This is a genomic window from Burkholderia oklahomensis C6786 (assembly GCF_000959365.1).
Taxonomy (GTDB): Bacteria; Pseudomonadota; Gammaproteobacteria; order Burkholderiales; family Burkholderiaceae; genus Burkholderia; species Burkholderia oklahomensis.
In genome coordinates this window covers 2,545,543-2,571,036 of record NZ_CP009555.1, presented here as the reverse complement: position 1 = coordinate 2,571,036, position 25,494 = coordinate 2,545,543, and the positions used below count along the sequence as shown (strand labels likewise).

Below are 25,494 nucleotides of genomic sequence, written 5' to 3'. Positions count from 1 at the left end.
CGGAGGCAAAGCGTGCGCGTAATTCTTTTCAGCAGCCGGCAGTACGACCACGATTCGTTCGATGCCGCCAACCAATCGTTCGGCTACCGGCTGCATTTCCAGCCTTCCCATCTCGACGCGGAGACGGCGGTCCTCGCGCGCGGCTACGAGGTGGTGTGTCCGTTCGTCAACGACACGCTCGACGCGGCCGTGCTCGAGACGCTCGCCGCGGGCGGCACGCGCGTCGTCGCGCTGCGCTCGGCGGGCTTCAATCACGTCGACCTCGCGGCGGCCGCCCGGCTCGGGCTCTCCGTCGTGCGCGTGCCCGCCTACTCACCGCACGCGGTCGCCGAGCACGCGGTCGCACTGATCCTCGCGCTCAACCGACGCCTGCCGCGCGCCGTCGCGCGCACCCGCGAAGGCGATTTCTCGCTGAACGGGCTGCTCGGCTTCGATCTCTTCGGCAAGACGGTCGGCGTGGTCGGCACGGGCCTCATCGGCAGCGTGTTCGCGCGGATCATGGCGGGCTTCGGGATGCGCGTGCTCGCGCATTCGCTGCCGCCGCACGACGATGCGCTGATCGCGCTCGGCGTGCGCTACGTGACGCTCGACGAGCTGCTCGCGGAATCGGACATCGTGAGCCTGCACTGCCCGCTGATGCCGGCCACCCATCATCTGATCGACGCCGACGCGCTCGCGCGGATGAAGCCGGGCGCGATGCTGATCAACACGAGCCGCGGCGGACTCGTCGATACGCAGGCGCTGATCGACGCGCTGAAAACGGGCCAGCTCGGGCACCTCGGGCTCGACGTCTACGAGGAGGAAAGCGGACTCTTCTTCGAAGACCATTCCGACCGCCCGCTGCAGGACGACGTGCTCGCGCGGCTGCTGACGTTCCCGAACGTGATCGTCACGTCGCACCAGGCATTCTTCACGCGCGAGGCGCTCGCGGAGATCGCGCATACGACGCTGTCGAACATCCGCGCGTGGCAGGACGGTGCGCCGCAGAACGTCGTCGACGCTGCGCGGCAGGGGTGACGGCCGAACGAGCAGGCGCGGCCGCGCGGGCCGGCGCCGGCGAGATGCGTGAATTGCCGCCCGGCCCGGCTGGCGTTGCGGCGTGGATCGCGTTTCGCGTTTCGCGTTTCGCGTTTCGCGTTTCGCGGTGAGCGGTGAGCGGTGAGCGGTGAGCGGTGAGCGGTGAGCGGTGTCGAATTCGTCACGATCGACGGGTTCCGGCCAAGTTCGCCAAAATCTCACCCGTGCCTCGTCGGAACCTCGGGCAAAGCTCGTTGGAGACGCATCGCGATTGCGTCGCTTTCGCCATCCTCGACGCCCGCTGTTTCCCCGCCGTTCGTCCAAGGCTCGCGCGCAATCTCCCGACGTTTCACCGGACCTCGCCGCCCGCCTTCGAAACTTCGCCCGCCCCTTGCCAAACCACGACGAACCACGCCAAACCACGACGAAGCTCAACAAACGTCGCCGTGCCGGCCCAGCTCGGCTGAACCCCTTATTGGCGCGCCGCGCGAGTCTGCTATCGTTGCGGCGATTCGCCTCCACCCGCCTCGCCAGTCCATCATGCGTTTCGACGAACCCGCGATCGCCGCCGTCTACCGGGCGATCTTCGAGCGGCGCGACATGCGCCATTTCACGTCCGCCCCGGTCGATCCCGCCGTGCTCGCACGCCTGCTGCGCGCCGCGCATCACGCGCCGAGCGTCGGCTTCATGCAGCCGTGGCGCTTCATCCGCGTGACCGATCCCGCGCTGCGCGAACGCATCCACGGGCTCGTCGACGCGGAGCGCCGCGCGACCGCCGACGCGCTCGGCGAGCGCCACGACGAATTCATGCGACTGAAGGTCGAAGGCGTGCGCGAATGCGGCGAGCTCCTCGTCGTCGCGCTCGCCGACGGACGCGAGCGGCACGTCTTCGGCCGCCGCACGCTGCCGGAGATGGACCTTGCGTCGGCCGCGTGCGCGATCCAGAACATGTGGCTCGCCGCGCGCGCCGAAGGGCTCGGGATGGGCTGGGTATCGCTCTTCGATGTCGACGCGCTCCGCCGGCTGCTCGCGATGCCCGACGGCGCGAAGCCGATCGCCGTGCTGTGCCTCGGCCACGTCGACGCGTTCTACGCGAAGCCGATGCTCGAAGAGGAGCGCTGGGCCGCGCGGATGCCGCTCGACGAATGCCTGTACGAAAACGCGTGGGACGCCGCGCCGATGCCGGCGCGCAACACCTGATCGGGCCCCAAACACAGGGGTTTTCCCTGAGATAAAATCGCGGCTGTTCCGCGCGCTTCCATCGGCGCGCCGCATTCCGCGGCGCCGGAGGCGGCGGCCCTCCCGCGAGCCTCCGATGCCACTGCCCCTGTTCGCCCTTGCCGTCGCCGCGTTTGGTATCGGTACCACCGAGTTCGTCATCATGGGACTCCTGCCGAACGTCGCGCGCGATCTCGGCGTGTCGATTCCGGCCGCTGGCATGCTCGTGTCCGGCTATGCGCTCGGCGTCACGATCGGCGCGCCGATCCTCGCCGTCGTCACCGCGAAGATGCCGCGCAAGGCGGCGCTCCTCGCACTCATCGGCGTGTTCATCGTCGGCAATCTCTTTTGCGCGGTCGCGCCCGGCTACGCGACGCTGATGATCGCGCGCGTCGTCACCGCGTTCTGCCACGGCGCGTTCTTCGGAATCGGCTCGGTCGTCGCGAGCAGCCTCGTCGCGCCGAACAAGCGCGCGCAGGCGATCGCGCTGATGTTCACCGGCCTGACGCTCGCGAACGTGCTCGGCGTGCCGCTCGGCACAGCGCTCGGGCAGGCGTTCGGCTGGCGCGCGACGTTCTGGGCCGTCACCGGCATCGGCGCGCTCGCGGCGGCGGCGCTCGCCGTCTGCGTGCCGAAGCGCCTCGAGATGCCCGCGGCCGGCATCGCGCGCGAGTTCGGCGTATTGCGCCACCCGCAGGTGCTGATGGTGCTCGGCATCAGCGTGCTCGCGTCGGCGAGCCTCTTCACCGTGTTCACGTACATCACGCCGATCCTCGAGGACGTCACGGGCTTCACGCCGCACGACGTCACGCTCGTGCTGCTGCTCTTCGGTCTCGGCCTGACGGTCGGCGGCACGGTGGGCGGCAGGCTCGCCGACTGGCGGCGCATGCCGTCGCTCGTCGCGACGCTCGCCGCGATCGGCGTCGTGCTCGCCGCGTTCGCGGGCACGATGCGCGCGCCGCTGCCCGCGCTCGCGACGATCTTCGTATGGGGCGTGCTCGCGTTCGCGATCGTGCCGCCGCTGCAGATCCTGATCGTCGATCGCGCGAGCCACGCGCCGAATCTCGCGTCGACGCTCAACCAGGGCGCGTTCAATCTCGGCAACGCGCTCGGCGCCTGGCTGGGCGGCACCGCGATCCACGCGGGCGTGCCGCTCGCGAAGCTGCCGTGGGCGGGCGCCGCGCTCGCGATGGCGGCGCTCGCGCTGACGTTGTGGTCGGCGTCGCTCGAACGGCGCGCGCTCGCGGGGCCCGCCGAATGCGCATGACGCCGGCTCCGACGTCGGGTTCGCCGTGCGTTCGAGCGGCGAACGAGCGACGTGCGGGCGGCCGCGCAAAAAGCGCGCAGCAGGCAACGCATCGATCTCCACCCATAGAGTTGAAACTGGCGCACGATAACCAGTTGCGCGCCTGATGAATGCGACCGCCTCCCGCTCGCCGCGCCTGCAGGCGCGGCCCTTCGATGCCGGATCGAGCGTGGCGTGCGCGTCCCGGGACGGCCGATTTGCTCGCCCCGCACTCGAGCGTCGCCCGGCGGACAGCTCGGCTCGAAGCACGCCAATACGCGACGAGCGCCCAACTTTTCACGCATGCGGCGCGCGACCGTCGGCTCGGTGCGGCGCGGCTCGGTGCGGCTCGGTGCGGCTCGGTGCGGCTCGGTGCGGCTCGGCGCGGCTCGGCGCGGCTCGGCGCGGCTCGGCGCGGCTCGCATGAATCGTACGGACGCTGCGGCCTTCGCATACGGCCGAGCGACGCGAGAACGACGCGCGCACCGAACGCCGCCATTCCCGCAGCACACGCCCCGTCCTCGCGCATGCCCGACCGACGCGCCGACTCCGCCGGACCGCGCGACACGCATCGCGATGGAGCGATTCGGCCCGCCGGTGTAGCATCACGGCCGTTATGAAGACGATCCTCACCCGCGATTTCCTCGCGCTCATTCTCAGCGTCGCCGTGGTCGGCCTGGGCACGGGCGCCACGCTCCCCCTCACCGCGCTCGCGCTCACCGAAGCGGGCCACGGCACCGACATCGTCGGCATGCTGACCGCCGCGCAGGCGGGCGGCGGCCTCGTCGTCGTGCCGTTCGTGTCGGCGATCACGAAGCGTCTCGGCGCGCGGCAGGTCATCGTCGCATCGGTGCTCGTGCTCGCCGCGGCGACCGCGCTGATGCAGTTCACGTCGAGCCTCGTCGTCTGGGGCGTGCTGCGCGTCGTCTGCGGCGCCGCACTGATGCTGCTCTTCACGATCGGCGAGGCGTGGGTCAACCAGCTCGCCGACGACGCGACGCGCGGCCGCGTCGTCGCGATCTACGCGACCAACTTCACGCTGTTCCAGATGGCGGGCCCCGTGCTCGTCAGCCAGATCGCCGGAATGACGAACGCGCGCTTCGCGCTGAGCGGCGCGCTCTTCCTGCTCGCGCTGCCGTCGCTCGCGTCGATCCGGAAGACGCCCGTCGGCGACGAGCCGCATCACGAAGCGCACGATCGCTGGACGCGCGTGATGCCGAAGATGCCTGCGCTCGTCGTCGGCACTGCGTTCTTCGCGCTGTTCGACACGCTCGCGCTGTCGCTGTTGCCGCTCTTCGCCATGGAGCGCGGCGTCGCGAGCGAAACGGCCGTGCTGCTCGCGGCGATCCTGCTGTTCGGCGACACCGCGATGCAATTTCCGATCGGCTGGCTCGCCGACAAGCTCGGCCGCGAGCGCGTGCACATCGGTGCGGGCTGCGTCGTGCTCGCGCTGCTGCCGCTCTTGCCCGCCGTCGTCGCGACGCCGTGGCTCTGCTGGCCGCTCCTCTTCGTGCTCGGCGCGGCGGCGGGCAGCGTCTACACGCTGTCGCTCGTCGCATGCGGGCAGCGCTTTCGCGGCTCGGCGCTCGTGACGGCGAGCTCGCTCGTGTCGGCGTCGTGGAGCGCGGCGAGCTTCGGCGGGCCGCTCGTCGCGGGCGCGCTGATGGAGCAGTTGGGCGGCGACGCGCTGATCGGCGTGCTGATCGTGTCGGCGCTCGCGTTCCTCGCCGCTGCACTGTGGGAGCGGCGGGCGTTGCCGATGCACGCGGTTCGGCAGGAGCGCTGACGAGAAAAGGTGAAGGCGGCGCGGTCGGGTTGCCGGTGCGCGAGAGCGCGCATCGCGCGGGACTTGGCGAAATCGCGCGTGACGCCGAATTTCGTACGCCCGGCTCCGGACTTGGGACTTAAAAACTCTAACAAAATGAGTGTTTGGGGGCTGTTAACCCGCCGCGCGTTTTGTTAACCTCTTCGTTGTTTCGCTGACGAGGAGGCCATGGCCAAACCGATACTCGATGACGAACTGTGGTCACTGATCCAACCGCTGCTGCCTCCACCGAAGCCACGCCGTACGCGATACCCGGGCCGCAAGCCGCTGGACGATCGCGCCGTGCTGACCGGCATCCTGTTCGTGCTGCAATCCGGTATTCCCTGGGAAATGCTTCCGCAGGAAATGGGCTGCGGCTCGGGCATGAGCTGCTGGCGCAGACTGCGCGACTGGCAACAGGCGGGTGTCTGGGACCGGCTGCACGAAGTATTGCTGGCCAAACTTCGTGCAGCCGATCGCATCGACTGGTCGCGTGTGGTTATCGATTCGTCCTCCATTCGTGCAGTGGGATCGGGTCAAAAACAGGACCCAATCCCACCGATCGGGCGCGACCCGGTTCAAAGCACCATCTCGTTACCGAAGCGCAGGGCATCCCGCTCGCGCTGATCCTCACGGGTGCCAATCGCAACGACGTCACCCAACTGCTGCCTCTGATCGAGGCCATTCCGCCCATTCGTGGCAAGCGCGGGAGGCCTCTGTCAAAGCCCGTCGTTGTGCAGGCCGATCGCGGTTACGACCACGACAAATATCGTAAGCCCTTGCACGCTGCCGGTATCGCCACGCAGATCGCACGCCGTGGTGAGCCCCACGGCAGCGGCCTCGGCAAGACCCGGTGGGTCGTCGAGCGCACCTTCGCGTGGCTGCACAACTTCAGACGTCTGCGCATTCGGTTCGAGCGCCTCGCCGCCATACACGAGGCGTTCATGAAAATCGCCGCCTGCATCATTTGCTGGCGACACCTCCAAAAATCATTCTGTTAGCGCTTCTTAGGACTTGGGACGCGGCAAAAGGTCAACGCAAACCCATCGCGCCCCGCCTGCCCCGTTCCAAAATCGCGCCGACGCGCCGAAACGACAAAGGCGCCTGCAGCATCGAAGCCGCAAGCGCCTGATTCGACCACCCCGCACCGCCCGCCGCTCGACATCGATCGCCGGGCGGCGCGGGAATCGCCCTTCTCTCTACCGCCTCATCCCTTCAGCGCCGGCAGGATCTTCCCGACGCACGCGCCGAAGCCGACGCGATACCCATCGCCCTCGCACCAGCCGGCAAGCGTCAGCTCGTCGCCGTCTTCGATGAACGCGCGCGTGCCGCCGCTCGCGAGTGCGATCGGCTCCTTGCCGTTCCACGTCAGCTCGAGCAGGCTGCCGAACGCATCCTTCGCCGGTCCGCTGATCGTGCCCGAGCCCATCAGGTCGCCGACCCGCGTGTTGCAGCCCGACACCGTGTGATGCGCGAGCTGCTGCGCCATCGTCCAGTACATGTGCTTGAAGTTCGTGCGCGCGATCGTCGTCGCGTCCGCAGCGCCGTCCGGCTTCAGGCGCACTTCGAGCTCGACGTCGAACGCGTGCTTGCCGCCGTGGCGCAGATACGCGAGCGGCTCCGGCTCCTGCTTCGGCTGCTCTGCGCGGAACGGCTCGAGCGCGTCGAGCGTGACGATCCACGGCGAGATCGACGTCGCGAACGTCTTCGCGTTGAACGGCCCGAGCGGCACGTATTCCCATTGCTGGATGTCGCGCGCGCTCCAGTCGTTCACGAGCACCATCCCGAAGATGTGCGATTCCGCGTCCTCGCACGCGATCGGCTCGCCGAGCGCGCTGCCGCGGCCGACGATGAAGCCCGTCTCGAGCTCGATGTCGAGCTTGCGGCACGCGCCGAACACCGGACGGTCGCTGTCCGGCAGCTTCAGCTGCCCGTTCGGCCGGCGCACCGGCGTGCCGCTCACGACGACCGACGACGCGCGGCCGTTGTAGCCGATCGGCATCTCCAACCAGTTCGGCAACAGCGCATTCTTCGAATCGCGAAACATCGAGCCGACGTTCGTCGCGTGCTCCTTCGACGAGTAGAAATCGGTGTAGCCGGGAATGTCGACGGGCAGATGCAGCGTCGCGTCGCGCTGCGCGACGAGCACGCGCGCGCGCAGCGCGGCGTCGTCGCGAAGCCGCGCGTCGTTGCGCTCGAAGAGCGCGCTCAGCTGGATGCGCACGCTGCGCCACGCGTCGCGGCCAAGCGCGATGAAGTCGTTCAGCGCCGGCCGCTCGAACACGGCCGCCCCGCCCTGCACCGTCAACAGGCCCGCGCGCGCGAGCTCGGCGAGATCGACGATCGCATCGCCGAGCGCGACGCCCGCGCGACGCGCCGGATGACGCGCATCGCTGAAGATGCCGAACGGCAGGTTCTGGATCGGGAAATCGCATGCGGCGTCGTTCGCCGCGTCGAGCCAGCTCTTGCGGGAAGGATCGAGGGTCGCGCGCAGCGCGTCGGGAATGGCGCTCATCGTTGCTCCGGGTTGAAGTGTTTTTCGAGGCCTTGCCAGCATTCGAAGTAATTCGCCTGCAATTGCGCCGTGTCGAGCGCGAAGCGCGTCGGACGGATCAGCGTGCGGGTTTCGAACATGAACGCCATCGTGTCGCCGACCTTGCTCGGCTTCGACGTATCGATCGAAGAGGCCTTCTCGAACGTGTCCGCATCCGGCCCGTGGCCCGACATGCAGTTGTGCAGGCTCGCGCCGCCCGGCACGAAGCCTTCCGCCTTCGCGTCGTAGACGCCGTGCACGAGGCCCATGAACTCGCTCGCGACGTTGCGATGGAACCAAGGCGGGCGAAACGTGTCCTCGGCCGCGAGCCAGCGCGGCGGGAAGATCACGAAGTCGATCGCGTCGACGCCCGGCGTGTCGCTTTGCGACTGCAGCACGAGGAAGATCGACGGATCCGGGTGGTCGTAGCTGATCGAGCCGATCGTGTTGAAGTGACGCAGGTCGTACTTGTACGGCACGTAGTTGCCGTGCCACGCGACCACGTCGAACGGCGAATGATCGATGTCCGCGCGCCAGAGCCGGCCGTTCAGCTTCGCGACGAGCTCGAACGCGCCTTCGCGATCTTCGTACGACGCGTTCGGCGTCAGGAAATCGCGCGGATTCGCAAGCCCGTTCGAGCCGATCGGCCCGAGATCCGGCAGCCGCAGCAGCGCGCCGAAGTTCTCGCAGATATAGCCGCGCGCCTGCCCGTCCGGCAGCGCGACCGAAAAGCGCACGCCGCGCGGGATCACCGCGATCTCGAACGGCTCGACGTCGAGCCGGCCGAGCTCCGTCATGATGAAGAGCCGCCCTTGTTGCGGGACGATCAGCAATTCGCCGTCCGCGCTATAGAAGAAGCGGTCGCGCATCGAGCGGTTCGCCGCGTACAGATGGATCGCGCAACCGCTCATCGCCGCGGCCGAGCCGTTGCCCGCCATCGTCACCCAGCCGTCGACGAAATCGGTCGGCTGCGCGGGCATCGGCAGCGGATCCCAGCGCAGCTGGTTCGGCGGCGTCGGCGGCACGTCGTCCGAATCGCCGAAGTCGGCGACGATCCGACGCTCGCCGGACGCGAGCTCGAACGGCCGATGCACGGCGGCCGGCCGGATCCGGTACAGCCACGACCGGCGGTTGTGGCCGCGCGGCGCGGTGAACGCGGTGCCGGACAACTGCTCCGCATAGAGCCCGTACGGCGCGCGCTGCGGCGAATTGCGCGCGTGCGGCAGCGCGCCCGGCAGCGCCTCGGTCGCGAATTCGTTCGCGAAGCCGCTCTGGTAGCCGGCTTCGCCCGGTTTCGAAAAATCCAGTGTCATGATTGTCGTTCTCTCCATTCAAGCGACGCTCGGCGCGGCCGTGCCGCGCCGCCGCGTCACGCTCGCGAGGCCGATCACGAAGATGGCCGAGCACAGCACCGGCACGGCCGCCGCGTGAAACAGCGCATCGTTCGACCAGCCGAGCGCGATCAGCTGCCCGCCGACGAGCGGCCCGAGCACGGAGCCGACGCGGCCCACGCCGAGGCTCCAGCCGATGCCCGTCGAGCGCAGCGACGTCGGGTAATAATGGCCCGCGAGCGCGTTGACCGCGGGCTGTCCGCCGACGATGCAAAAGCCGCCGACGAACACGGCTGCGAGCAGCCAGGGAAACGCATGCGCGACCGAGCCGATCAGGCCGACTGCGATCGTCGCGCATGCGAAGCACGCGAACAGCACGCGCGCGAAGCCGTGCCGCTCGATGAACCAGCCGAGCGACAGCGTGCCGATCACGCCGCCCGTCTGCAGCACCGTGCCGACGACGACGGCCGTGCCGCTCGCGTAGCCCGCGTCGCGCATCACGGTCGGTAGCCAGTTCGACAGGAAGTACAGGTCGATCAGATTCATGAAGTTGATCGCCCACAAGAGCAGCGTGACGCCCATGCGTCCCGCGCGGAACAGCTCGGCGACGGGCGCGCCCTGCGGCGCCGCTTCGCGCACGACGAGCCGCGTGTCGGGCGAGAGCGCGAGCTGCGGCGCGAACTTCGCGAGCCACGCGCGCGCCGCTGCGTGCCGGCCGCGCAGCACGAGGATCTGCGGCGACTCCGGCAGGCGCGCGGCCATCGCGATCGCGAGCGCGAGCGGCACCGCGCCGCCGACGAAGAACACCGCGCGCCAGCCGAACGCCGGAATCAGCGCGGCGCTGACGAAGCCGCCCAGCGCCGCGCCGGCGGTGAAGCCGCACGACACGATCATCATCCGCTTCACGCGATGCGCGCCCGGGCTGCATTCGCCGACGAGCGCCATCGCGTTCGGCATGATGCAGCCGAGCCCCAGGCCCGTGACGAAGCGCAGCGCCATCAGCGTCGGAATCGACGTCGCGAACGGCGTCGCGAGCATCGTCAGTGCGAAGAACAGCGTCGCGCCGATCAGCACGGGCCGCCGGCCAATCCGGTCGGCGAGCACCGACAGGCCGAGCGCACCGATCAGCATCCCGAACAGACTCGCGCTGAACACCGGGCCGAGCGCCTGCTTCTTCACGCCCCACTCGGCGATCACGCTCGGCGCGACGTAGCCCATCGCCTGCGCATCGAAGCCGTCGATCACGAGACACAGCCCGCAGAGCGCGAGCAGCATCACGTGAAACGCGGGCCGATGCATGTCGTCGATCACGCGCTCGACGTCGATCACGCGTGCGGCGGCGGGCGCGGTCATTGCGGCGCCGACGCGCCGGGCGCGCCGCCTTGCGTCACCGCGCCGCTGCGCGCGAGCGCCATCGCTTCGCGCAGCACGTCGAGATCGCCGACCTGGTTCGCAAGCAGCAGGATCAGCTTCGCGTTGACGAGCTGGCTCTCGCTGTCGGGCAAGTCGCGGTGCATGTCGATCAGCGCCTCGTAGAACGCGTCCGGATCGGACAGACGCAAGCGGGTGTCGAGGTGCATCGGGTGTCTCCTGGTCGCTGTCGATATGTGTTGCAGTCACGCGTTGCAGATCGCGCGCGCGAGCGCCGCGCGCACCGCGCGCGCGTCCGGCGTGCGAAAGCGCGCGCAGACGTGCTGGTCCGGACGCAGCAGGTAGAACGTGCCGGGACGCGCGTCGTAGCGCTGCGCGGCGAGCCCTTCGCTGTCCTCGACCACGTCGACGCCCGCCACCGCGCGCGCTTCGCCCTTCGGCACGACGAGCACGGGCGCGACGGCCAGCGCGTGGCCGCGCGTCGCGTCGACGAGCGCGGGCGCATCGCCGATCGAGCCGAACAGGACGGCGGCGAAGCCGCCCTTCAGATGCTGCAGCAGCCAGCCGTGCTCGCCGTTCGCGAGCACGGGCGCGTCGAGCGCGACCGCGCCCGGAACCGGCGCGCGTTCGAACGCGTCGCCCGCGCGATCGGGCGTATTGAGCGGCGAGTCGGCGAGCACGGCCGGCACCGACAGCCGGCCGCTGTTGACGAGCTTGCGCGCGAACTCGCAATCGCGCGCGAGCTTGAGCGTCGCGTCGCGGAACACGCGCGAGATCGGGCTCTTCGGCGTGATGAAGTCGGTCGAGCGCGTCGAGTTGCGGATGTTCTCGTCGGCCGCGAATTCGCGCTCGCTGGCGTACGTGTCGAGCAGACGATCGGGTGCCTCGCCGTCGAGCACGAGCTTCAGCTTCCACGCGAGGTTGTCGGTGTCCTGCACGCCGCTGTTCGCGCCGCGCGCGCCGAACGGCGACACGCCGTGCGCCGAGTCGCCCGCGAACAGCACGCGGCCGTGCCGGAAGCGGTCCATCCGCTGGCAGCGGAACGTGTAGACGCTCACCCATTCGAGCTCGAACTCGACGTTGGGCCCGAGCAGCGCGCGCACGCGCGAAATCACGCGCTCCGGCGCTTTCTCGGCGACGGGATCGGCGTCCCAGCCGAGCTGGAAATCGATGCGCCACACGTCGTCCGGCTGGCGGTGCAGCAGTACCGACTGATTGCGATGGAACGGCGGATCGAACCAGAACCAGCGCTCGGCCGGAAACGGCGCCTTCATCTTCACGTCGGCGATCAGGAAGCGGTCCTTGAACGTGCGGCCGCGGCTGTCGAGACCCATCATCGCGCGCAGCGGGCTCTTCGAGCCGTCGGCCGCGATCACGTAGCGCGCGCGCAGCGTGTACGGCCCTTCCGGCGTGTCGACTTCGAGCTCCGCATGGTCGGGCGTCTGCCTGATTCCCGTCACGCGATTCTTCCAGCGCAGATCGAGATTCGGCAGCTCGAGCGCGCGCTCGGCCAGATAGCCTTCGACATAGTACTGCTGCAGATTGACGAACGCCGGCCGCGCATACCCGGCCTCGGGCAGCAGGTCGAACGCGTAGATCAGCTCGTCTTGCAGGAACACCTTGCCGACGTGCCAGCTCACGCCCTTCTGCGCCACCCGCTCGCCGCAGCCGAGACGATCGAGGATCTCGAGCGTGCGCTTCGCGAAGCAGATCGCGCGCGAGCCGGTCGACAGCGTGTCGTCGTCGTCGAGCAGCACGACGGGCACGCCCTGCTGCGCGAGATCGACCGCCGCCGCGAGCCCGACGGGCCCCGCGCCGACGACGACGGCCGGATGCGGCTCGCCGGCGTCGGCGCCGGCGGCGCGCGGACGATAATCGAACTTGAGCGTCTGATAATCGATGGTCATGATCGCCGCCCGCCGTGCTCAGCCTTCGAGGGTGCGCCACATGTCCTTGTCGCGCTCGGCCGTCCAGATCCGCGGATCCGGATATTGCGTGGCCTCGTCGAACGCGCGCGTCACGTCGAACGGCATGCAGTGGTCGAAGATCACCCACTCGCCGAACTTCGGCTTCAGCTCCGCGTACGTTTCCTTGTAGATCGCGTTCAGGTCCTTGCCCGCCGCCGCGCCGGACTTCACTTTCGCGTACAGCTCGCTCACGAACGCGCGCGTGCCCGCGAGGCCGTCCGCGACTTCCTGCGGCGTCTTCAGCGCGGCGCCGCGGCCCGGCACGAGCTTCTCCGGCTTGAGCGCCGCGATCGCGTCGAGCGTGTGCGGCCAGTCCTGGAAGTACGCGTCGCCCGCGTACGGCGTCGCGCCGTATTCGACGAGGTCGCCCGACAGCAGCACCTTCTCCTGCGGCAGCCAGACGACCGTGTCGCCCTTCGTGTGACCGCGGCCGAGCTGCATGATCTTCACTTCGAGCTTGCCGAGCCGGAGCGTCATCTCGCCCTTGAACGTGAGCGTCGGCCACGTGAGGCCCGGCACCGACTCGACCGAGCGGAACAGGCGCGGAAAGCGCTCGATCTCGCTCTTCATGTCGGCCGCGCCGCGCTCGACGATCAGGTCGTACGTGTCCTGGCTCGCGATCACATGATCGGCGCCGTACGCGGACGCGCCCAGCACCCGCACCGCGTGGTAGTGCGTGAGCAGCACGTACTTGATCGGCTTGTCGGTGACTTCGCGGATCCGGCGGATCACGTCCCCGGCCATCACGGGCGTCGCCTGCGTGTCGGCGACGAGCACCGCGTCGTCGCCGACGATGATCCCCGTGTTCGGATCGCCTTCCGCCGTATAGGCGTACGCGTGCTCGGACAGGCGTTCGAACGTCACCTTCTTCTCGGTCAGGTCCGCCTGCGATGCAAATTTCTTGTCACCCGCCATCTGTCGCTCCTTGCTCCGTATTGAGGGATGCGCCGCTTTCGTCGGACAAGCTGCGCGTCTGACTGCTTGATCTACGTCAACGTCATGATTTACGAATAGTAAAACCAATTACGATTAGTGAAATTAACGTATACCCTAGGCGCCGGCGCGGAGCCGATATCGATATGAGCAACTCGCGCAGCCAATCGCGCCCGGCGCTGCTACTATCGTTCATATACGGAGGCCGTTTCGGCCACATTTCTTCCATCCGGAGTCCATGGTTCCGCCCACCATTCCCGAACTCGTCGCCCGTGCGGGCAAGCTGCCGTTCCTGTGCGATCACCTCGCGCTCGACGACGGCACACAAAGCGCGTACGCGCACCTGCGCGATCTCAAACTGGAAAGCGCATACGAGCCCATCTACGACGTGTCGATGCCGGGCGCGCCGCAATCGACGTCGCTCTCCGACGCGATCGAGCGCTACGGCGACGAACTCGGCTTCCAGGCGATCACGCACGTGGGCGGCGCGCCGTTCGATCCGATCGACGCCGTCGCCGACGATCAGGAACTCGTCGCGCTCGACCGGCTCGCGCGCAGCCTGCACGCGATCAACTTCTTCGGCGCGCAGCGGCACGGACTGCTGTTCCTGCGTGTGCACGAGCGGCTGCTGAAGAGCGTCAAGTACGACCACGGCAAGCACTTCTCGAGCGTGCTCAAGGGGTTCGGGCTGCCGTCCGAGCGCGTCGTGATCGAGCTGCCGGCCGCGGCCGTCGCGCACAAGACGTTCCTCGGCTATCTGACGAAGAGTTACCAGCACTACGGCTTCAAGGTCGCGGACAAGCTGCCCGATCCGGGGCGGATCCTCGCCGTCGAATCGGACATGGCGCGGCCCGACTACATCAAGATGGATGCGGCGATCGCGCTGCGGGAAGGAATGGTGAAGGCGCTCGTCGGCTACGCGCATCGCGTGCGCATTCCGCTCATCTTCGATCACGTCGTCGACGAAACGCAGTTCGAGCTGCTGCGTCAGTACGACGTGCGGCTCGTGCAAGGGCCGGTATTCTCGCAGCCGGCCGCGGTTTGACGGATGGGAGCATGCTTGGCGCACGGTGCGTCGAGCAGGGCGAACGCGATGTGCTGCGCGACTTGCGCGGCGCCGCATGCAGCGCCGCGTATAAAAATCGGAGCCGTCGCAATCGCTGACCGCGCCTCGCGCCGGCCACCCTCGCCGCGCCTGACGCGCTCGACCCACTTGCCGCACGCCCGACACGATGCAGCGCCGCGAAGCGCCTGCATCACTTCGCCGCCTGGCTGCGCCCGCGCGACGTCGGGTCAATCGCCGCCGTCGCCGAACACCGGCAGATCGCCCGCCGCTTCGAGACCGGGAATGCGGCTCGCGTACCACGTGTGCGCTTTCGGCCGGATCGCCGACGGATCGTCGAGCGTCGCGTAATTGACCTCGACCGTCGCGGGCGCGTTCGACAGCCGGTATTCGAGCTGCGCGCCGCACTGCGGGCAAAAGCGCCGCTCGCCCCACGCGCTCGACGCGTACACGCGCGGCTCGCCCTTCACATACTCGAACGCGCCGATCGGCACCGTCGCCCACGGGAGCATGGCGGCACCCGTCGTCCGCTGGCACAGCCGGCAATGGCAGAAACCCGCGTCGGTGGGCACGCCGACGATCCTGTAACGGATCGCGCCGCACGCGCACCCGCCTTCCAGCAATTTCGAGCCCGACATCGTGAACCTCCTGTTCACGTTGCGCATGGATGCTGCGGTGGGAAGCGGTGTCTACGATACAACCGATTGCGGTCGGCTGCTGCGTTGCATTGCGGCGTGGAGCAGTGCATCGGATTGCGTCGGGTTGGATGGATCGTGTTGGATCTCACGTGCCGGATCGCGGGTGTCGAGTTGCGGGTGTCGAGTTGCGGGCGCCGAGTTGCGGGCGCCGGATTGCATACGCCGGATTGCGGGCGGCAAGCCGCCGTCGCACGACCATTTGCAAAGCGAAGGTGCCGCGTCGGATCGAGACGTTCACGCGCGCGACGCCGACACGCGCCGCAAGAGGCGGCCGCGCCCGCAAGCGACACGGCGTTCCGCTCGCGCAAGCGGCCCCTTTCGACATCGACAATATCGGCCCGCGCCGCCACAGCCGGCGCGTCGAATTTCACGCATCGGATGACGAAGATGAACGTAACGCCGACCGGCGGCACTCGCCGCACGCAACGCGCCGACAACCTGCATCGACGACAACGCCGACGTCGCTGCCGGTTCGCGCCGCTGCGGGCTCGGCAACGTGCCATGGCCGGTCGCACGGGCTACTTGCTACTTGCTACTTGCTACTTGCTACTTGCTACTTGCGACTGGTGGCTGAGGTGGCTGGCGACAGCGGCAGCAGCGACAACAGCAACAAACCACCGGCGAAAGCCGCAACGGTGAACGATCACAAAGCCACCCGCCGCCGCTCGCGCACGACGGCGGCGCCCCGGCCTACGCCGGTTGCCCGAGCCGCCGTGCGAGCGCTTTCAGCTTCGGGCCGATCTTGTTGCGGAACACGTCCTCGCCCATCGACGACGCGGGCCCGCTGCAGCTCAGAATCAGCCAGCGCCCTTCGCGCGGCTCGCGAAACGGCACCGCGATCGCATTCACGTCCTCGTGCCAGTCGCGAAACGAATAGCAGCAGCCGTCGGCGGCGAATTCCTCGACCGCGCGCTCCGCCGCCGCAACGAGCGCGGCGCCCGCCCGCCCCTTCCCCGCCGTCTTGCGCAGCTCCGCGAATAGCGCCGCGCGCACGTCGGGCGGCTGCACGGCGAGATACGCGCGCCCCATCGAGCTCGTCAGCATCGACAGCCGCGATCCGGACGCAAGCCCAAGCGTCAGCGCCGTCTCGCTGCGGATCGTCTCCAGGTAGATCATGTCGAGACCGTCGCGGCAGCCGAGCGACACCGCCGCGCCGATCTCGCGCGCGAGCGCCTGCATGTGCGGCCGCGCGAGCGCGAGCGTGTCGGAGCCCGCGAGCAGCGCATAGCCGAGCGACAGCACGCCCGCGTCGAGCGCGTACTTGCCGAGCGCGTCGTCGTAGCGCAGATAGCCGAGCACGGTGAGCGTGTACGCGAGCCGGTTGACAGTCGCCTTCGGCAGCCCGGTGCGCTCGACGAAGTCGCGGTTGCCGAGCATCGACTCGCCGGGCCGGAACGCGCGCAGCAGATCGAGCCCCCGTGCGAGGGCGACGACGAACTTGCGTTCGTCGAGCGTGTCGGCGTCGATGGTCGAAAAATTCATGTGGTGATACACTGAATCCAATTTGCAAAACATTGTTCCGCATAGCGGAACTATAGTCAAGTGAGGAGATGACGCGATGGCTGCCGCAACCTTTCATTGGGACGATCCGCTGCTGCTCGGCCAGCAGCTCACCGACGACGAGCGCATGGTGCGCGACGCCGCGAACGCTTACGCGCAGGACAAGCTCGCGCCGCGCGTGACGCAGGCGTTCCGCCACGAGACCACCGACACGGCGATCTTCCGCGAGATGGGCGAGCTCGGCCTCCTCGGCCCGACGATTCCCGAGCAGTACGGCGGCCCCGGCCTCGGTTACGTGAGCTACGGGCTCATCGCGCGCGAGGTCGAACGCGTCGATTCGGGCTACCGGTCGATGATGTCGGTGCAGTCGTCGCTCGTGATGGTGCCGATCTTCGAATTCGGCTCCGACGCACAGAAGGAGAAATACCTGCCGAAGCTCGCGACGGGCGAATGGATCGGCTGCTTCGGCCTGACCGAGCCGAATCACGGCTCCGATCCGGGCAGCATGGTCACGCGCGCGAAGAAGGTGCCGGGCGGCTACTCGCTGTCGGGTTCGAAGATGTGGATCACGAATTCGCCGATCGCCGACGTGTTCGTCGTCTGGGCGAAGCTCGACGAGGACGGCCGCGACGAGATCCGCGGCTTCATCCTCGAGAAGGGCTGGAAGGGCCTGTCGGCGCCGACGATCCACGGCAAGGTGGGCCTGCGCGCGTCGATCACGGGCGAGATCGTGCTCGACGACGCGTTCGTGCCCGAAGAGAACATCATGCCGGGCGTGAAGGGCCTGCGCGGGCCGTTCACGTGCCTGAACTCCGCGCGCTACGGCATCGCATGGGGCGCGCTCGGCGCGGCCGAATCGTGCTGGCACACCGCGCGCCAATACGTGCTCGACCGCAAGCAATTCGGCCGTCCGCTCGCCGCCAACCAGCTGATCCAGAAGAAGCTCGCCGACATGCAGACCGAGATCACGCTCGGCCTGCAAGGCGTGCTGCGGCTCGGCCGGATGAAGGACGAAGGCACGGCGGCCGTCGAGATCACGTCGATCATGAAGCGCAATTCGTGCGGCAAGGCGCTCGACATCGCCCGCCTCGCCCGCGACATGCTGGGCGGCAACGGCATCTCGGACGAATTCGGCGTCGCGCGCCATCTCGTGAATCTCGAAGTGGTGAACACGTACGAAGGCACGCACGACATCCACGCATTGATCCTCGGCCGCGCGCAGACGGGGATTCAGGCGTTCTTCTGACGTGATGCCCGCGCCGCCGCGGCCTGCGCGCGACGCGCGGCAACCGGAGCGCGACTGCACCGCCCCGGCGGCACTGCAAACGAAAAAGCCCCGGCGGTCATGCCGGGGCTTTTCGTCATATGACAGTCACGCCGCGAAGCGGCGCGGCACGCGCGACGCTCACTTGTTCGGCTGCGGCGTCAGACGCAGGTACGGACGAACCGCGTTGAAGCCCTTCGGGAAGCGCTGCTTCAGCTCTTCCGGATCCTGCAGCGACGGCACGATCACGACGTCGTCGCCGTCCTTCCAGTTGCCGGGCGTCGCGACCTTGTAGTTGTCCGTCAACTGCAGCGAATCGATGACGCGCAGCACTTCGTCGAAATTGCGGCCAGTGCTCGCCGGATAGGTGATGATGAGACGCACCTTCTTGTTCGGATCGATCACGAACAGCGAGCGCACGGTCAGCGTCTCGTTCGCGTTCGGATGGATCATGTCGTACAGTTCGGAGACCTTGCGGTCGCCGTCGGCGATGATCGGGAAACCGACGCTCGTCGCTTGCGTCTCGTTGATGTCGTCGATCCAGCCCTTGTGCGACTCGACGCTGTCGACCGACAGCGCGATCACCTTCACGTTGCGCTTCTCGAATTCGCCCTTGAGCTTCGCGGTCAGGCCGAGCTCCGTCGTGCAGACGGGCGTGTAGTCGGCCGGATGCGAGAACAGGACGCCCCAACTGTTGCCAAGCCATTCATGGAATTTGATGCGGCCGAGGCTCGAATCCTGTTCGAAATCCGGCGCGATGTCGCCAAGACGTAGACTCATGTTGCAGCTCCTTGAACTTGCATGGGTTGGGTGCCCGAGCGCACGGTGCGCAAGGGCAAGCTTTTAGCTTAAGTGATCCAGCGGCCGGCGCGAACGATTATTCCGTCAGATATTCATGCCTTTTTATCATTTTCGCCGGGTGCGATTTGACAATCCTGGAAACTTTTTCGTTCCGGATCGGCTCTCTATTGTCATTGCAAGTCGTTTACCATGCTACTCAAGCGCGATCTTGCGCCGCCTGCGCGCCGGGCCGCCGCGCCCGCCCGCAGGCACGGGTTTCGCTACGATGTTCGTAGGACAATCCGTTTCGGCAAGAAGGGAGTCGCAATGTCTGAAGTCAACAAGGAGAAACTGATGTCGGATATCAAAACTGTTCTCGCGGACGCGGAAGATCTGCTGAAACAGGCCGCGAGCACCACGGGCGACCGCGCGACCGAGCTGCGCGAGAAGGCGCTCTCGCGCCTGAAGCAGGCGAAGGAGAAAGCGGCCGACGTTCAGGTGGTCGTGGTCGAGAAAGGCAAGAAGGCGGCGCGCGCCACCGACGACTACGTGCACGAGCATCCGTGGACGTCGATCGGCGTCGCGGCCGGCGTCGGCGTGCTGATCGGCCTCTTGATCAACCGCAAGTAACGCGGCACGCCGCCGCGAGAGACAGCCCCCGGCCCCGCTCGCATCCGCGCGACGGCCGGGACCATGCGCACCGGCCCGTTGCGGCGCCGGCCGTTCTCCGCGCGCAAGCGCCTCATCCATGACGACAGAAACCTCATCGCACCAGTCCGCGCACGGACCGCTGCGCCGCCTGCTCGGCTCCGTGTTCGCGCTCCTGCAGACCCGGCTGGAACTCGTCGGCATCGAGCTCGCCGAGGAAAAGGAACGCCTGATGGGCGTGCTCTTTCTCGGACTCGCCGCGATGATGCTCGCGACGATGGCGCTCATCAGCCTCACGGTGCTCGTCGCCATCGCGTTCTGGGACACCTACCGCTGGCAGTCGCTCGCCGTCATCACCGCGCTCTATGCGCTCGGCGCGCTCGCCTGCGGGCTGAGGGCGCGCTCGGGATTGCGCGACGCGCCCGTCGTGTTCGAAGCGACGCTGAACGAACTGGAAAAGGACCGCGAACTGTTCCGCGGCAAGTCATGAACGCGCGGCCGCGTTCCTCCTCTTCTCGCCAACCTCCTGTCGATGCGCCATGAGTTACTCCGCTCCGGAACAACGATTCCGCACCGCTTCGCAGAAGCGGCACATGAGCGCGGCCCAGTACCGCGCACTGCGCAAGGAACTGCTGATCCTGCGCTCCGACGTCGAGCGCCTGGAGCTCGCACAGGCGGGCGCCGAACTGCGTCAGTCCGTCACGCATTTCAGATGGCTGAAGTTCCTCGTGCCGGGGGTGTCGGGCGGATCGCTCGGCAAGTCGGCGAGGAGCGTGAACGCGACGCTCGGCACGCTCGTCAGCCAGTATCCGCTGTTGAGCTCGCTCGCGTCCGTCGTGCTCGCGAAGCCCATGCGGGCGCTGCTGCGCGCGAGCGCGCGCCCTGCGCTCAAATGGGGCGCCGTCGGCTTCGCGGTGTGGGAGGCCTATCAGATATGGAAGCAGGCAAAGAGCGGCAATGACGCGTCCGACGCGCGGGCGCGGCGCGATGAGCGAGCGTGAAGGCGGGTAACGGCTGTTGACCCAGCCCGCTCGCCGACGCGTGCCTACCCCGCTCGCCAACACGCGTCGGCATTCGGCGCGCGTCCGTTGAGCGCGGCGCGTCCGGCCGCGCGATTCTCGCGCGTGCCGTCAGCATGCAGCACATACACGCCGCAGTTGTCGTCCCGCATCGCGCCATCGACGGTCGGGCTCGCCTCCAGTGCGTATCCGCCGCGCGCGTCGTCGAACGTGATCCGCAGCGCATAGACGGCCGTGCCGGAATCGGGCGCTCGACTCATCCCTTCCGGCAATGCGGCAGGCGGCACCTCGCCGAATGCTTCGACATACTGCGCGGCGCGATACAGCGCAGCCATCGCACTCAGCCGATGCCCTCGTTCGACATGGCCCCGGTACGACGGCACCGCAAACGCCGCAAGCACGCCCACGATCGCAAGCGCAACGACCACTTCGATCAACGTGAAACCTCGCCGATCCGGATTGCGTTCAGTTTCAGTGCATGACACCGCCGCTTCCTCCTCCAGCTATGCCGGCCGTCCCACGACCCGGCGCCAGCGGCGCTCGACGCCTCCGCGCTCGACGGCAATCTGCAATTGCAGCCACTCGACCGTATCCTTGGTCGCGCCCACGCCGCGTGCCGTCACGAGATAGGCGCGTGCGTCAGGGCGCGCCGTGAGCTTCCACGCTTCGATCACGCAGCTCGGCCCTTGCGCCGCGCCCGGCCATCCGGCATACGGCCTGAACGCGCCACCGCCGTCGAACGCGCCCGGCTGCCGCCAACCGGCCGGCTCGCGCGCCAACGCCATATCGCCGCCCGCCGCGGCGTAGGGCGCCGCGCCGCTCAGCAACGCGTCGGCGCAGGCTTCGAGTGCAGCATCCGCCGCACGAAACGCGACCGATCGGCTCGCGACGTTCGACATGCGCCGCATCTCCGTCGTCGCGATCTCGAACCACGCGGACGACATCACGATCAGCGAGGCCGTTACGGCAAGCACGCCCGGCAGTGCGACGCCGGGCGAAGCGGTCATCGCCCGCTCGCGGCGCCGCATCACATTGCGCGGCGCCGAACGCTTGCGGACTATCCGCGCTCGATCTGCCTCCCACACGGCTGCCTGACGCGTCATATGCGCTCCCGATTGCGAACCGCGACATACCGTCGCAGCGCGAGCCGCGCGCGGGTATCCGCGGCGCTCGTCATTCGCCCTTCGCAGTCGACGTAGCGCACCGGGCGTCCCGTTCGCATGCCTCGCACTTGCACGCAAACTGACACAGCGGCGACGCTGGCCCAGTCCGATGCGGATAACGCCGACGCCTCGATCCACTGCACGGTCCCGTGCAGCCGATAGCGCAGGCGCACGCGCTCGACGCCTTCGACGAGAGGCTGCGCGATGCCAGGTCTGCCGCTGCCTTCGCAATACAGCTCCGGCTCGCCTGTCGACGCGCTGACGCGAGCGTAAAAGCGGTTGACGATCAGCGGCTGCGCATCGGCCGCGCCGACGCCCTGCCCGAGGCAATCCGTCACCTGCCCGCTCGTCGTCAGCCATGTGGAAACGCCGTCGCCGACGTAGCGGACGACGAGTCCGTCGGAACCGCTCGCCAGCGGATCGCATGCCAGTTGCACGCCGGCTCCGACGGGCCGTCCCGCCGTACAACCGAACAGACCCGGTGCTGGCGGCGCATCGTGCGCGTCGAGTGGAACGAAACCCGCGATCTGGATCTGTTGCGCGATCAGTGCGAGCGACGCCTGCGCCGCGTCGCGCAAGCGCGCGGCATCGGCCGCCGCCGAATAAGCCGCCCGCTGTACGCGGTAGAGCGAGATCGCGGCAAGCAGGATCAGCAAGCCGAGCGCCATGGCGATCATCACCTCGATCAGCGTGTGCGCGCGCCAACGTATCGCTCGCGTCATCGGCCGTCCGTTATCGCATATGCGAGCGTCACGCATTGCTTGTCGCCGTCACGCGCAGCCACGGTAGCGCCTTCGCAGCGCGACGGGCTCGCAACGGCCGCCCCGGCCTGCTCCCATTCGACGCGCACGGTCGAAATGCTCGCGTCGGTGCCCGTCACGACGAGCTTTCCGCGACGAAGCCCGTACACCAACGCGTTCCAATCGACGCCTGCCGGCCCGCCGGCGCGCGCCATCTCGGCCCACGAATCTGCGGCGAGCAGCGCCTGCTCGCGCGTTGCGGCATCGCGCTCGCCTCGTATCGTCGCGAACAACGCTGCGATCACGCCGAGCGCTGCGAGCGCGAGCAGCGCACACGCGATCGCCGTCTCCAGCAACGAGCTCCCTCGCATCGACCGAACACGCATCATGTCGACGCCCCGCAGCCGCCTTCGACGAACCGCACGCGACCACCCGCCGCGATCCGCAGGCAACGTCGCCAGCGCTCGCCGCGCCACGCATCCGACGCGTCGTTCGGCGCGAATTCGAAACTTCGGAAGCCGCCGATCACCTGGCCCGCTGGCGGCGTAAACACCACGTCGCCGCCCGCTCCCGTCACGACCACTTGCGCATCGTGCTCAACGCGTCGCAACACCCGCGTACCGCGCGCGCCGTCCGCGACGACCACCGCCCAGCCGCATGACCAGTCGGTCGCACCGCCGTCACAGGGCCGCCCTGCGGCGACGCATCTGGCGGCTGCGTCGCTGCGGCACAGCATCACGCGCGCGCCGAGTCTGGCAGCCTCCCCACGCGCATACGCCAGCGATGCTCCGAACATGCGCGCGCGTGCGTCGACCCGATCGCGCATCCGTGCGCCTGCGAACGTCGGCACGGCCAGCGCCGCGGCAAGCGCGACCAGCACGAGCGCGACCATCAATTCGACGAGCATGAAGCCCGCCATCGCTTGCCTGCCGCCTTCCGTTCGCATCGCTGTCCTCCGTGACCCGATGCGCCGACTCTACCGGGACGAACGAACGCGCACCATCGGCCGAACGGCCGAGTCGCGCGCCGCAGCCGGACGCACGACAATCGCCCAGGCGAGCACGAGCACCGCGCGCTACGCGGGAGAAACGCATGGAATACGGAACGAAACGGGAAATGGAATGTGCAGGCTCAGCGCTTGCGCGGCTTCGCGGGCGCCGCGCGGCGGAACTCTTCGATCACGTCCGCGAATTCGGACACGTCCTCGAACCGGCGGTAGACGGACGCGAAACGCACATAGGCGATCGTGTCGAGCTGGCGCAGCTCGTTCATCACGAGTTCGCCGAGCTTTTCGCTGCGGACTTCGCGCTCGCCTGTCGCGAGCAATTGATATTCGATGCGGGCGACCGCCGCGTCGATCGCATCGGCCGCAACCGGGCGCTTGCGGAGCGCCAGTTGCATGCTCGCGACGATCTTGCGGCGGTCGAATTCGGTGCGGCTGCCGTCCTTCTTCACGACGGCCGGCAACGCCAGTTCGACCCGCTCGTACGTCGTGAAACGCTTGTCGCAGGCCGAGCAGCGGCGGCGCCGGCGGATCGCGGCGCCGTCTTCCGACACGCGCGAATCCACCACTTGCGTATCGTCGTGCCGGCAGAACGGGCAGCGCATGGCCGATCAGCGATAGACCGGGAAGCGCTTCGTCAGCTCGGCGACCTGCGTGCGCACGCGCTCGATCGTCGCCGCGTCTTCCGGATTCTCGAGCACGTCGGCAATCAGGTTGCCGACGAGTTCGGCCTCCTGCGTGCCGAAGCCGCGCGTCGTCATTGCCGGCGAGCCGAGACGGACACCGCTCGTCACGAACGGCTTTTCCGGATCGTTCGGAATCGCGTTCTTGTTGACGGTGATGTGCGCATTGCCGAGCGCCGCTTCCGCCGCCTTGCCGGTGATGTTCTTCGCGCGCAGGTCGACGAGCATCACGTGGCTCTCGGTACGGCCCGACACGATGCGCAGACCGCGCTTGACGAGCGTCTCGGCCAGCACGCGCGCGTTCTCGACGACCTTCTGCTGGTATTCCTTGAATTCCGGCGACAGCGCTTCCTTGAACGCGACCGCCTTCGCGGCGATCACGTGCATCAGCGGGCCGCCCTGGATGCCCGGGAAGATCGCCGAGTTGATCGGCTTCTCATACTCGGCCTTCATCAGGATCACGCCGCCGCGCGGGCCCCGCAGGCTCTTGTGCGTCGTCGTCGTGACGAAATCGGCGTGCGGCACCGGGTTCGGATAGACGCCCGCGGCAATGAGGCCCGCGTAGTGCGCCATGTCGACCATCAGGTACGCGCCGACCGCCTTCGCGATCTTCGCGAGACGCTCGAAATCGATCTTCAGCGCGAACGCCGACGCGCCCGCGACGATCAGTTTCGGCTTGTGTTCGTGCGCGAGCTTCTCGGCGGCTTCGTAATCGATGTCTTCGTTTTCGTTCAGGCCGTAGCTGACGACGTTGAACCACTTGCCCGACATGTTGACGGGCGAGCCGTGCGTCAGGTGGCCGCCGTGCGCGAGGCTCATGCCCATGATCGTGTCGCCCGGCTTCAGCATCGCGAAGAAAACGCCCTGGTTCGCCTGCGAACCCGAGTTCGGCTGCACGTTCGCGGCTTCGGCGCCGAACAGCGCCTTGACACGGTCGATCGCGAGCTGTTCGACGATGTCGACGTACTCGCAGCCGCCGTAATAGCGCTTGCCCGGATAGCCTTCCGCGTACTTGTTCGTGAGCTGCGAGCCTTGCGCCGCCATCACGGCCGGGCTCGTGTAGTTTTCCGACGCGATCAGCTCGATATGCTCTTCCTGACGGACATTTTCTTGCTGGATCGCTTGCCAGATCTCGGGATCGACGTTCGCAATGGTGCTTTGGGCTCTGTCAAACATACGGTTTCCGTTAAGTGTGTACAGGTTGACCGAAGTGGCCGAGTGCATCGCGCAGCCGGCGACGCAGCCGGCTCGACGTGGCGGAGGATTCCGTGGAACGCGAGGCAGGACAGCCACCGGCAATGCACGCAACGCGGCGCACAACGGCTGCCCAGGCGAACGGCAAAAGCGACGCCCTGCGCTTCACGGTGGGACGCTCCACCTTTGACCCCGAAAGGTCTTATCGCCAGTCACGCAGGGGATATTGAGCGCATTAGTGTATTGGATGCGCGATGAATAGGCAACCGCGCCCGGAGCC

At 67.9% G+C, this 25,494-nt stretch carries 27 protein-coding genes and 1 riboswitch; of the genes, 11 read left to right on the top strand and 16 right to left on the bottom strand.

Annotated elements, in window-relative coordinates; all coding sequences use genetic code 11:
• Nucleotides 1-12 precede the first annotated feature (12 nt).
• The 5 genes from BG90_RS11585 to BG90_RS32540 all read left to right on the top strand — a co-directional run bounded on the left by BG90_RS11585 (nucleotide 13) and on the right by BG90_RS32540 (nucleotide 6,325).
• The gene (locus tag BG90_RS11585) at nucleotides 13-1,017 is read left to right on the top strand and encodes a 2-hydroxyacid dehydrogenase (protein WP_010116823.1); all 1,005 of its coding nucleotides are present in this window, start codon (nucleotides 13-15) and stop codon (nucleotides 1,015-1,017) included.
• 540 nt (nucleotides 1,018-1,557) lie between these two features.
• The gene (gene bluB / locus BG90_RS11580) at nucleotides 1,558-2,217 is read left to right on the top strand and encodes a 5,6-dimethylbenzimidazole synthase (RefSeq protein WP_010116825.1); all 660 of its coding nucleotides are present in this window, start codon (nucleotides 1,558-1,560) and stop codon (nucleotides 2,215-2,217) included.
• Between the two features lie 115 nt (nucleotides 2,218-2,332).
• Nucleotides 2,333-3,502: an MFS transporter gene (locus tag BG90_RS11575; protein WP_010116827.1), complete on the top strand. Its 1,170-nt coding sequence runs from the start codon at nucleotides 2,333-2,335 to the stop codon at nucleotides 3,500-3,502.
• A 445-nt stretch (nucleotides 3,503-3,947) separates the two neighbouring features.
• Nucleotides 3,948-5,306, top strand: a complete 1,359-nt coding sequence (locus BG90_RS11570) for an MFS transporter (RefSeq protein ID WP_326972860.1) — start codon at nucleotides 3,948-3,950, stop codon at nucleotides 5,304-5,306.
• A gap of 207 nt (nucleotides 5,307-5,513) precedes the next feature.
• A protein-coding gene (locus tag BG90_RS32540; protein WP_181911577.1) for an IS5 family transposase occupies nucleotides 5,514-6,325 on the top strand; the annotation gives its coding sequence in 2 pieces (ribosomal slippage) (nucleotides 5,514-5,862 and nucleotides 5,862-6,325; 813 coding nt in all).
• Nucleotides 6,326-6,531: 206 nt separating this feature from the next.
• On the opposite strand, the gene fahA is transcribed toward BG90_RS32540, so the two are convergent.
• From fahA to BG90_RS11535, 6 genes are read right to left on the bottom strand one after another with little or no spacing between them, the layout of a single operon-like run.
• Nucleotides 6,532-7,839, bottom strand: a complete 1,308-nt coding sequence (gene fahA / locus BG90_RS11560; protein ID WP_010116833.1) for a fumarylacetoacetase — start codon at nucleotides 7,837-7,839, stop codon at nucleotides 6,532-6,534.
• Nucleotides 7,836-9,170, bottom strand: a complete 1,335-nt coding sequence (hmgA, locus tag BG90_RS11555; protein WP_010116835.1) for a homogentisate 1,2-dioxygenase — start codon at nucleotides 9,168-9,170, stop codon at nucleotides 7,836-7,838. The genes fahA and hmgA overlap by 4 nt, the downstream gene beginning before the upstream one ends.
• Nucleotides 9,171-9,188: 18 nt before the next feature.
• Entirely contained in the window at nucleotides 9,189-10,541 is a 1,353-nt protein-coding gene (locus BG90_RS11550) for an MFS transporter (protein WP_010116838.1), read from the bottom strand.
• Entirely contained in the window at nucleotides 10,538-10,768 is a 231-nt protein-coding gene (locus BG90_RS11545; RefSeq protein ID WP_010106010.1) for a DUF2783 domain-containing protein, read from the bottom strand. The genes BG90_RS11550 and BG90_RS11545 overlap by 4 nt, the downstream gene beginning before the upstream one ends.
• A gap of 36 nt (nucleotides 10,769-10,804) precedes the next feature.
• Entirely contained in the window at nucleotides 10,805-12,466 is a 1,662-nt protein-coding gene (locus BG90_RS11540) for an FAD-dependent oxidoreductase (RefSeq protein ID WP_010116840.1), read from the bottom strand.
• Between the two features lie 18 nt (nucleotides 12,467-12,484).
• Nucleotides 12,485-13,441: an MBL fold metallo-hydrolase gene (locus tag BG90_RS11535; protein WP_010106014.1), complete on the bottom strand. Its 957-nt coding sequence runs from the start codon at nucleotides 13,439-13,441 to the stop codon at nucleotides 12,485-12,487.
• Between the two features lie 256 nt (nucleotides 13,442-13,697).
• On the opposite strand from BG90_RS11535, the gene BG90_RS11530 reads away from it, so the two are divergent.
• Nucleotides 13,698-14,504 carry an EAL domain-containing protein gene (locus BG90_RS11530; protein ID WP_010106018.1) on the top strand — a complete coding sequence of 269 codons (807 nt, stop codon included), beginning with the start codon at nucleotides 13,698-13,700 and terminating at the stop codon, nucleotides 14,502-14,504.
• Between the two features lie 248 nt (nucleotides 14,505-14,752).
• Here the strand turns inward: BG90_RS11530 and BG90_RS11525 are convergent, their stop codons facing one another.
• Nucleotides 14,753-15,160, bottom strand: coding sequence for a GFA family protein (locus tag BG90_RS11525; protein WP_010116844.1), 408 nt, complete (start codon nucleotides 15,158-15,160; stop codon nucleotides 14,753-14,755).
• A gap of 750 nt (nucleotides 15,161-15,910) precedes the next feature.
• Nucleotides 15,911-16,702 carry an IclR family transcriptional regulator gene (locus BG90_RS11520; RefSeq protein WP_010116845.1) on the bottom strand — a complete coding sequence of 264 codons (792 nt, stop codon included), beginning with the start codon at nucleotides 16,700-16,702 and terminating at the stop codon, nucleotides 15,911-15,913.
• 76 nt (nucleotides 16,703-16,778) lie between these two features.
• Here BG90_RS11520 and BG90_RS11515 point away from each other — a divergent pair, with 76 nt between their 5' ends.
• Complete coding sequence (locus BG90_RS11515) at nucleotides 16,779-17,966, top strand: acyl-CoA dehydrogenase (protein ID WP_010106024.1); 1,188 nt, start codon at nucleotides 16,779-16,781, stop codon at nucleotides 17,964-17,966.
• A 159-nt stretch (nucleotides 17,967-18,125) separates the two neighbouring features.
• Here BG90_RS11515 and BG90_RS11510 read toward each other — a convergent pair whose 3' ends face one another.
• Nucleotides 18,126-18,764: a peroxiredoxin gene (locus BG90_RS11510; RefSeq protein ID WP_010106026.1), complete on the bottom strand. Its 639-nt coding sequence runs from the start codon at nucleotides 18,762-18,764 to the stop codon at nucleotides 18,126-18,128.
• 327 nt (nucleotides 18,765-19,091) lie between these two features.
• On the opposite strand from BG90_RS11510, the gene BG90_RS11505 reads away from it, so the two are divergent.
• From BG90_RS11505 to BG90_RS11495, 3 genes are all read left to right on the top strand, one after another.
• Nucleotides 19,092-19,394 (top strand): ElaB/YgaM/YqjD family protein, encoded by a 303-nt coding sequence (locus tag BG90_RS11505; protein WP_010106028.1) that lies wholly within the window; start codon nucleotides 19,092-19,094, stop codon nucleotides 19,392-19,394.
• 118 nt (nucleotides 19,395-19,512) lie between these two features.
• Nucleotides 19,513-19,902 carry a phage holin family protein gene (locus BG90_RS11500; protein WP_010106030.1) on the top strand — a complete coding sequence of 130 codons (390 nt, stop codon included), beginning with the start codon at nucleotides 19,513-19,515 and terminating at the stop codon, nucleotides 19,900-19,902.
• 103 nt (nucleotides 19,903-20,005) lie between these two features.
• Nucleotides 20,006-20,413: a DUF3318 domain-containing protein gene (locus BG90_RS11495; protein WP_010106032.1), complete on the top strand. Its 408-nt coding sequence runs from the start codon at nucleotides 20,006-20,008 to the stop codon at nucleotides 20,411-20,413.
• 44 nt (nucleotides 20,414-20,457) lie between these two features.
• On the opposite strand, the gene BG90_RS11490 is transcribed toward BG90_RS11495, so the two are convergent.
• Nucleotides 20,458-20,859, bottom strand: coding sequence for a type IV pilin protein (locus tag BG90_RS11490; protein ID WP_232239080.1), 402 nt, complete (start codon nucleotides 20,857-20,859; stop codon nucleotides 20,458-20,460).
• A 75-nt stretch (nucleotides 20,860-20,934) separates the two neighbouring features.
• Nucleotides 20,935-21,378, bottom strand: coding sequence for a hypothetical protein (locus BG90_RS11485; protein WP_232239079.1), 444 nt, complete (start codon nucleotides 21,376-21,378; stop codon nucleotides 20,935-20,937).
• Between BG90_RS11485 and BG90_RS37310 the strand changes: the two genes are divergently transcribed.
• The gene (locus BG90_RS37310) at nucleotides 21,329-21,526 is read left to right on the top strand and encodes a hypothetical protein (protein WP_232239091.1); all 198 of its coding nucleotides are present in this window, start codon (nucleotides 21,329-21,331) and stop codon (nucleotides 21,524-21,526) included. The two genes, BG90_RS11485 and BG90_RS37310, sit on opposite strands and share 50 nt — an antisense overlap.
• 4 nt (nucleotides 21,527-21,530) lie before the next feature.
• Here the strand turns inward: BG90_RS37310 and BG90_RS11480 are convergent, their stop codons facing one another.
• The 5 genes from BG90_RS11480 to glyA all read right to left on the bottom strand — a co-directional run bounded on the left by BG90_RS11480 (nucleotide 21,531) and on the right by glyA (nucleotide 25,196).
• Nucleotides 21,531-22,316, bottom strand: a complete 786-nt coding sequence (locus BG90_RS11480; protein ID WP_010116847.1) for a type IV pillus assembly protein — start codon at nucleotides 22,314-22,316, stop codon at nucleotides 21,531-21,533.
• Complete coding sequence (locus BG90_RS11475) at nucleotides 22,313-22,723, bottom strand: hypothetical protein (protein ID WP_107950773.1); 411 nt, start codon at nucleotides 22,721-22,723, stop codon at nucleotides 22,313-22,315. Before BG90_RS11475 ends, BG90_RS11480 begins: the two co-directional genes overlap by 4 nt.
• Nucleotides 22,720-23,280: a GspH/FimT family pseudopilin gene (locus tag BG90_RS11470; RefSeq protein WP_025989974.1), complete on the bottom strand. Its 561-nt coding sequence runs from the start codon at nucleotides 23,278-23,280 to the stop codon at nucleotides 22,720-22,722. The genes BG90_RS11475 and BG90_RS11470 overlap by 4 nt, the downstream gene beginning before the upstream one ends.
• Nucleotides 23,281-23,465: 185 nt before the next feature.
• Nucleotides 23,466-23,942, bottom strand: a complete 477-nt coding sequence (gene nrdR, locus BG90_RS11465; protein ID WP_025989975.1) for a transcriptional regulator NrdR — start codon at nucleotides 23,940-23,942, stop codon at nucleotides 23,466-23,468.
• 6 nt (nucleotides 23,943-23,948) lie between these two features.
• Nucleotides 23,949-25,196, bottom strand: coding sequence for a serine hydroxymethyltransferase (glyA, locus tag BG90_RS11460; protein WP_010116854.1), 1,248 nt, complete (start codon nucleotides 25,194-25,196; stop codon nucleotides 23,949-23,951).
• 142 nt (nucleotides 25,197-25,338) lie between these two features.
• A riboswitch (ZMP/ZTP riboswitch) is annotated at nucleotides 25,339-25,440 on the bottom strand.
• Nucleotides 25,441-25,494 lie beyond the last annotated feature (54 nt).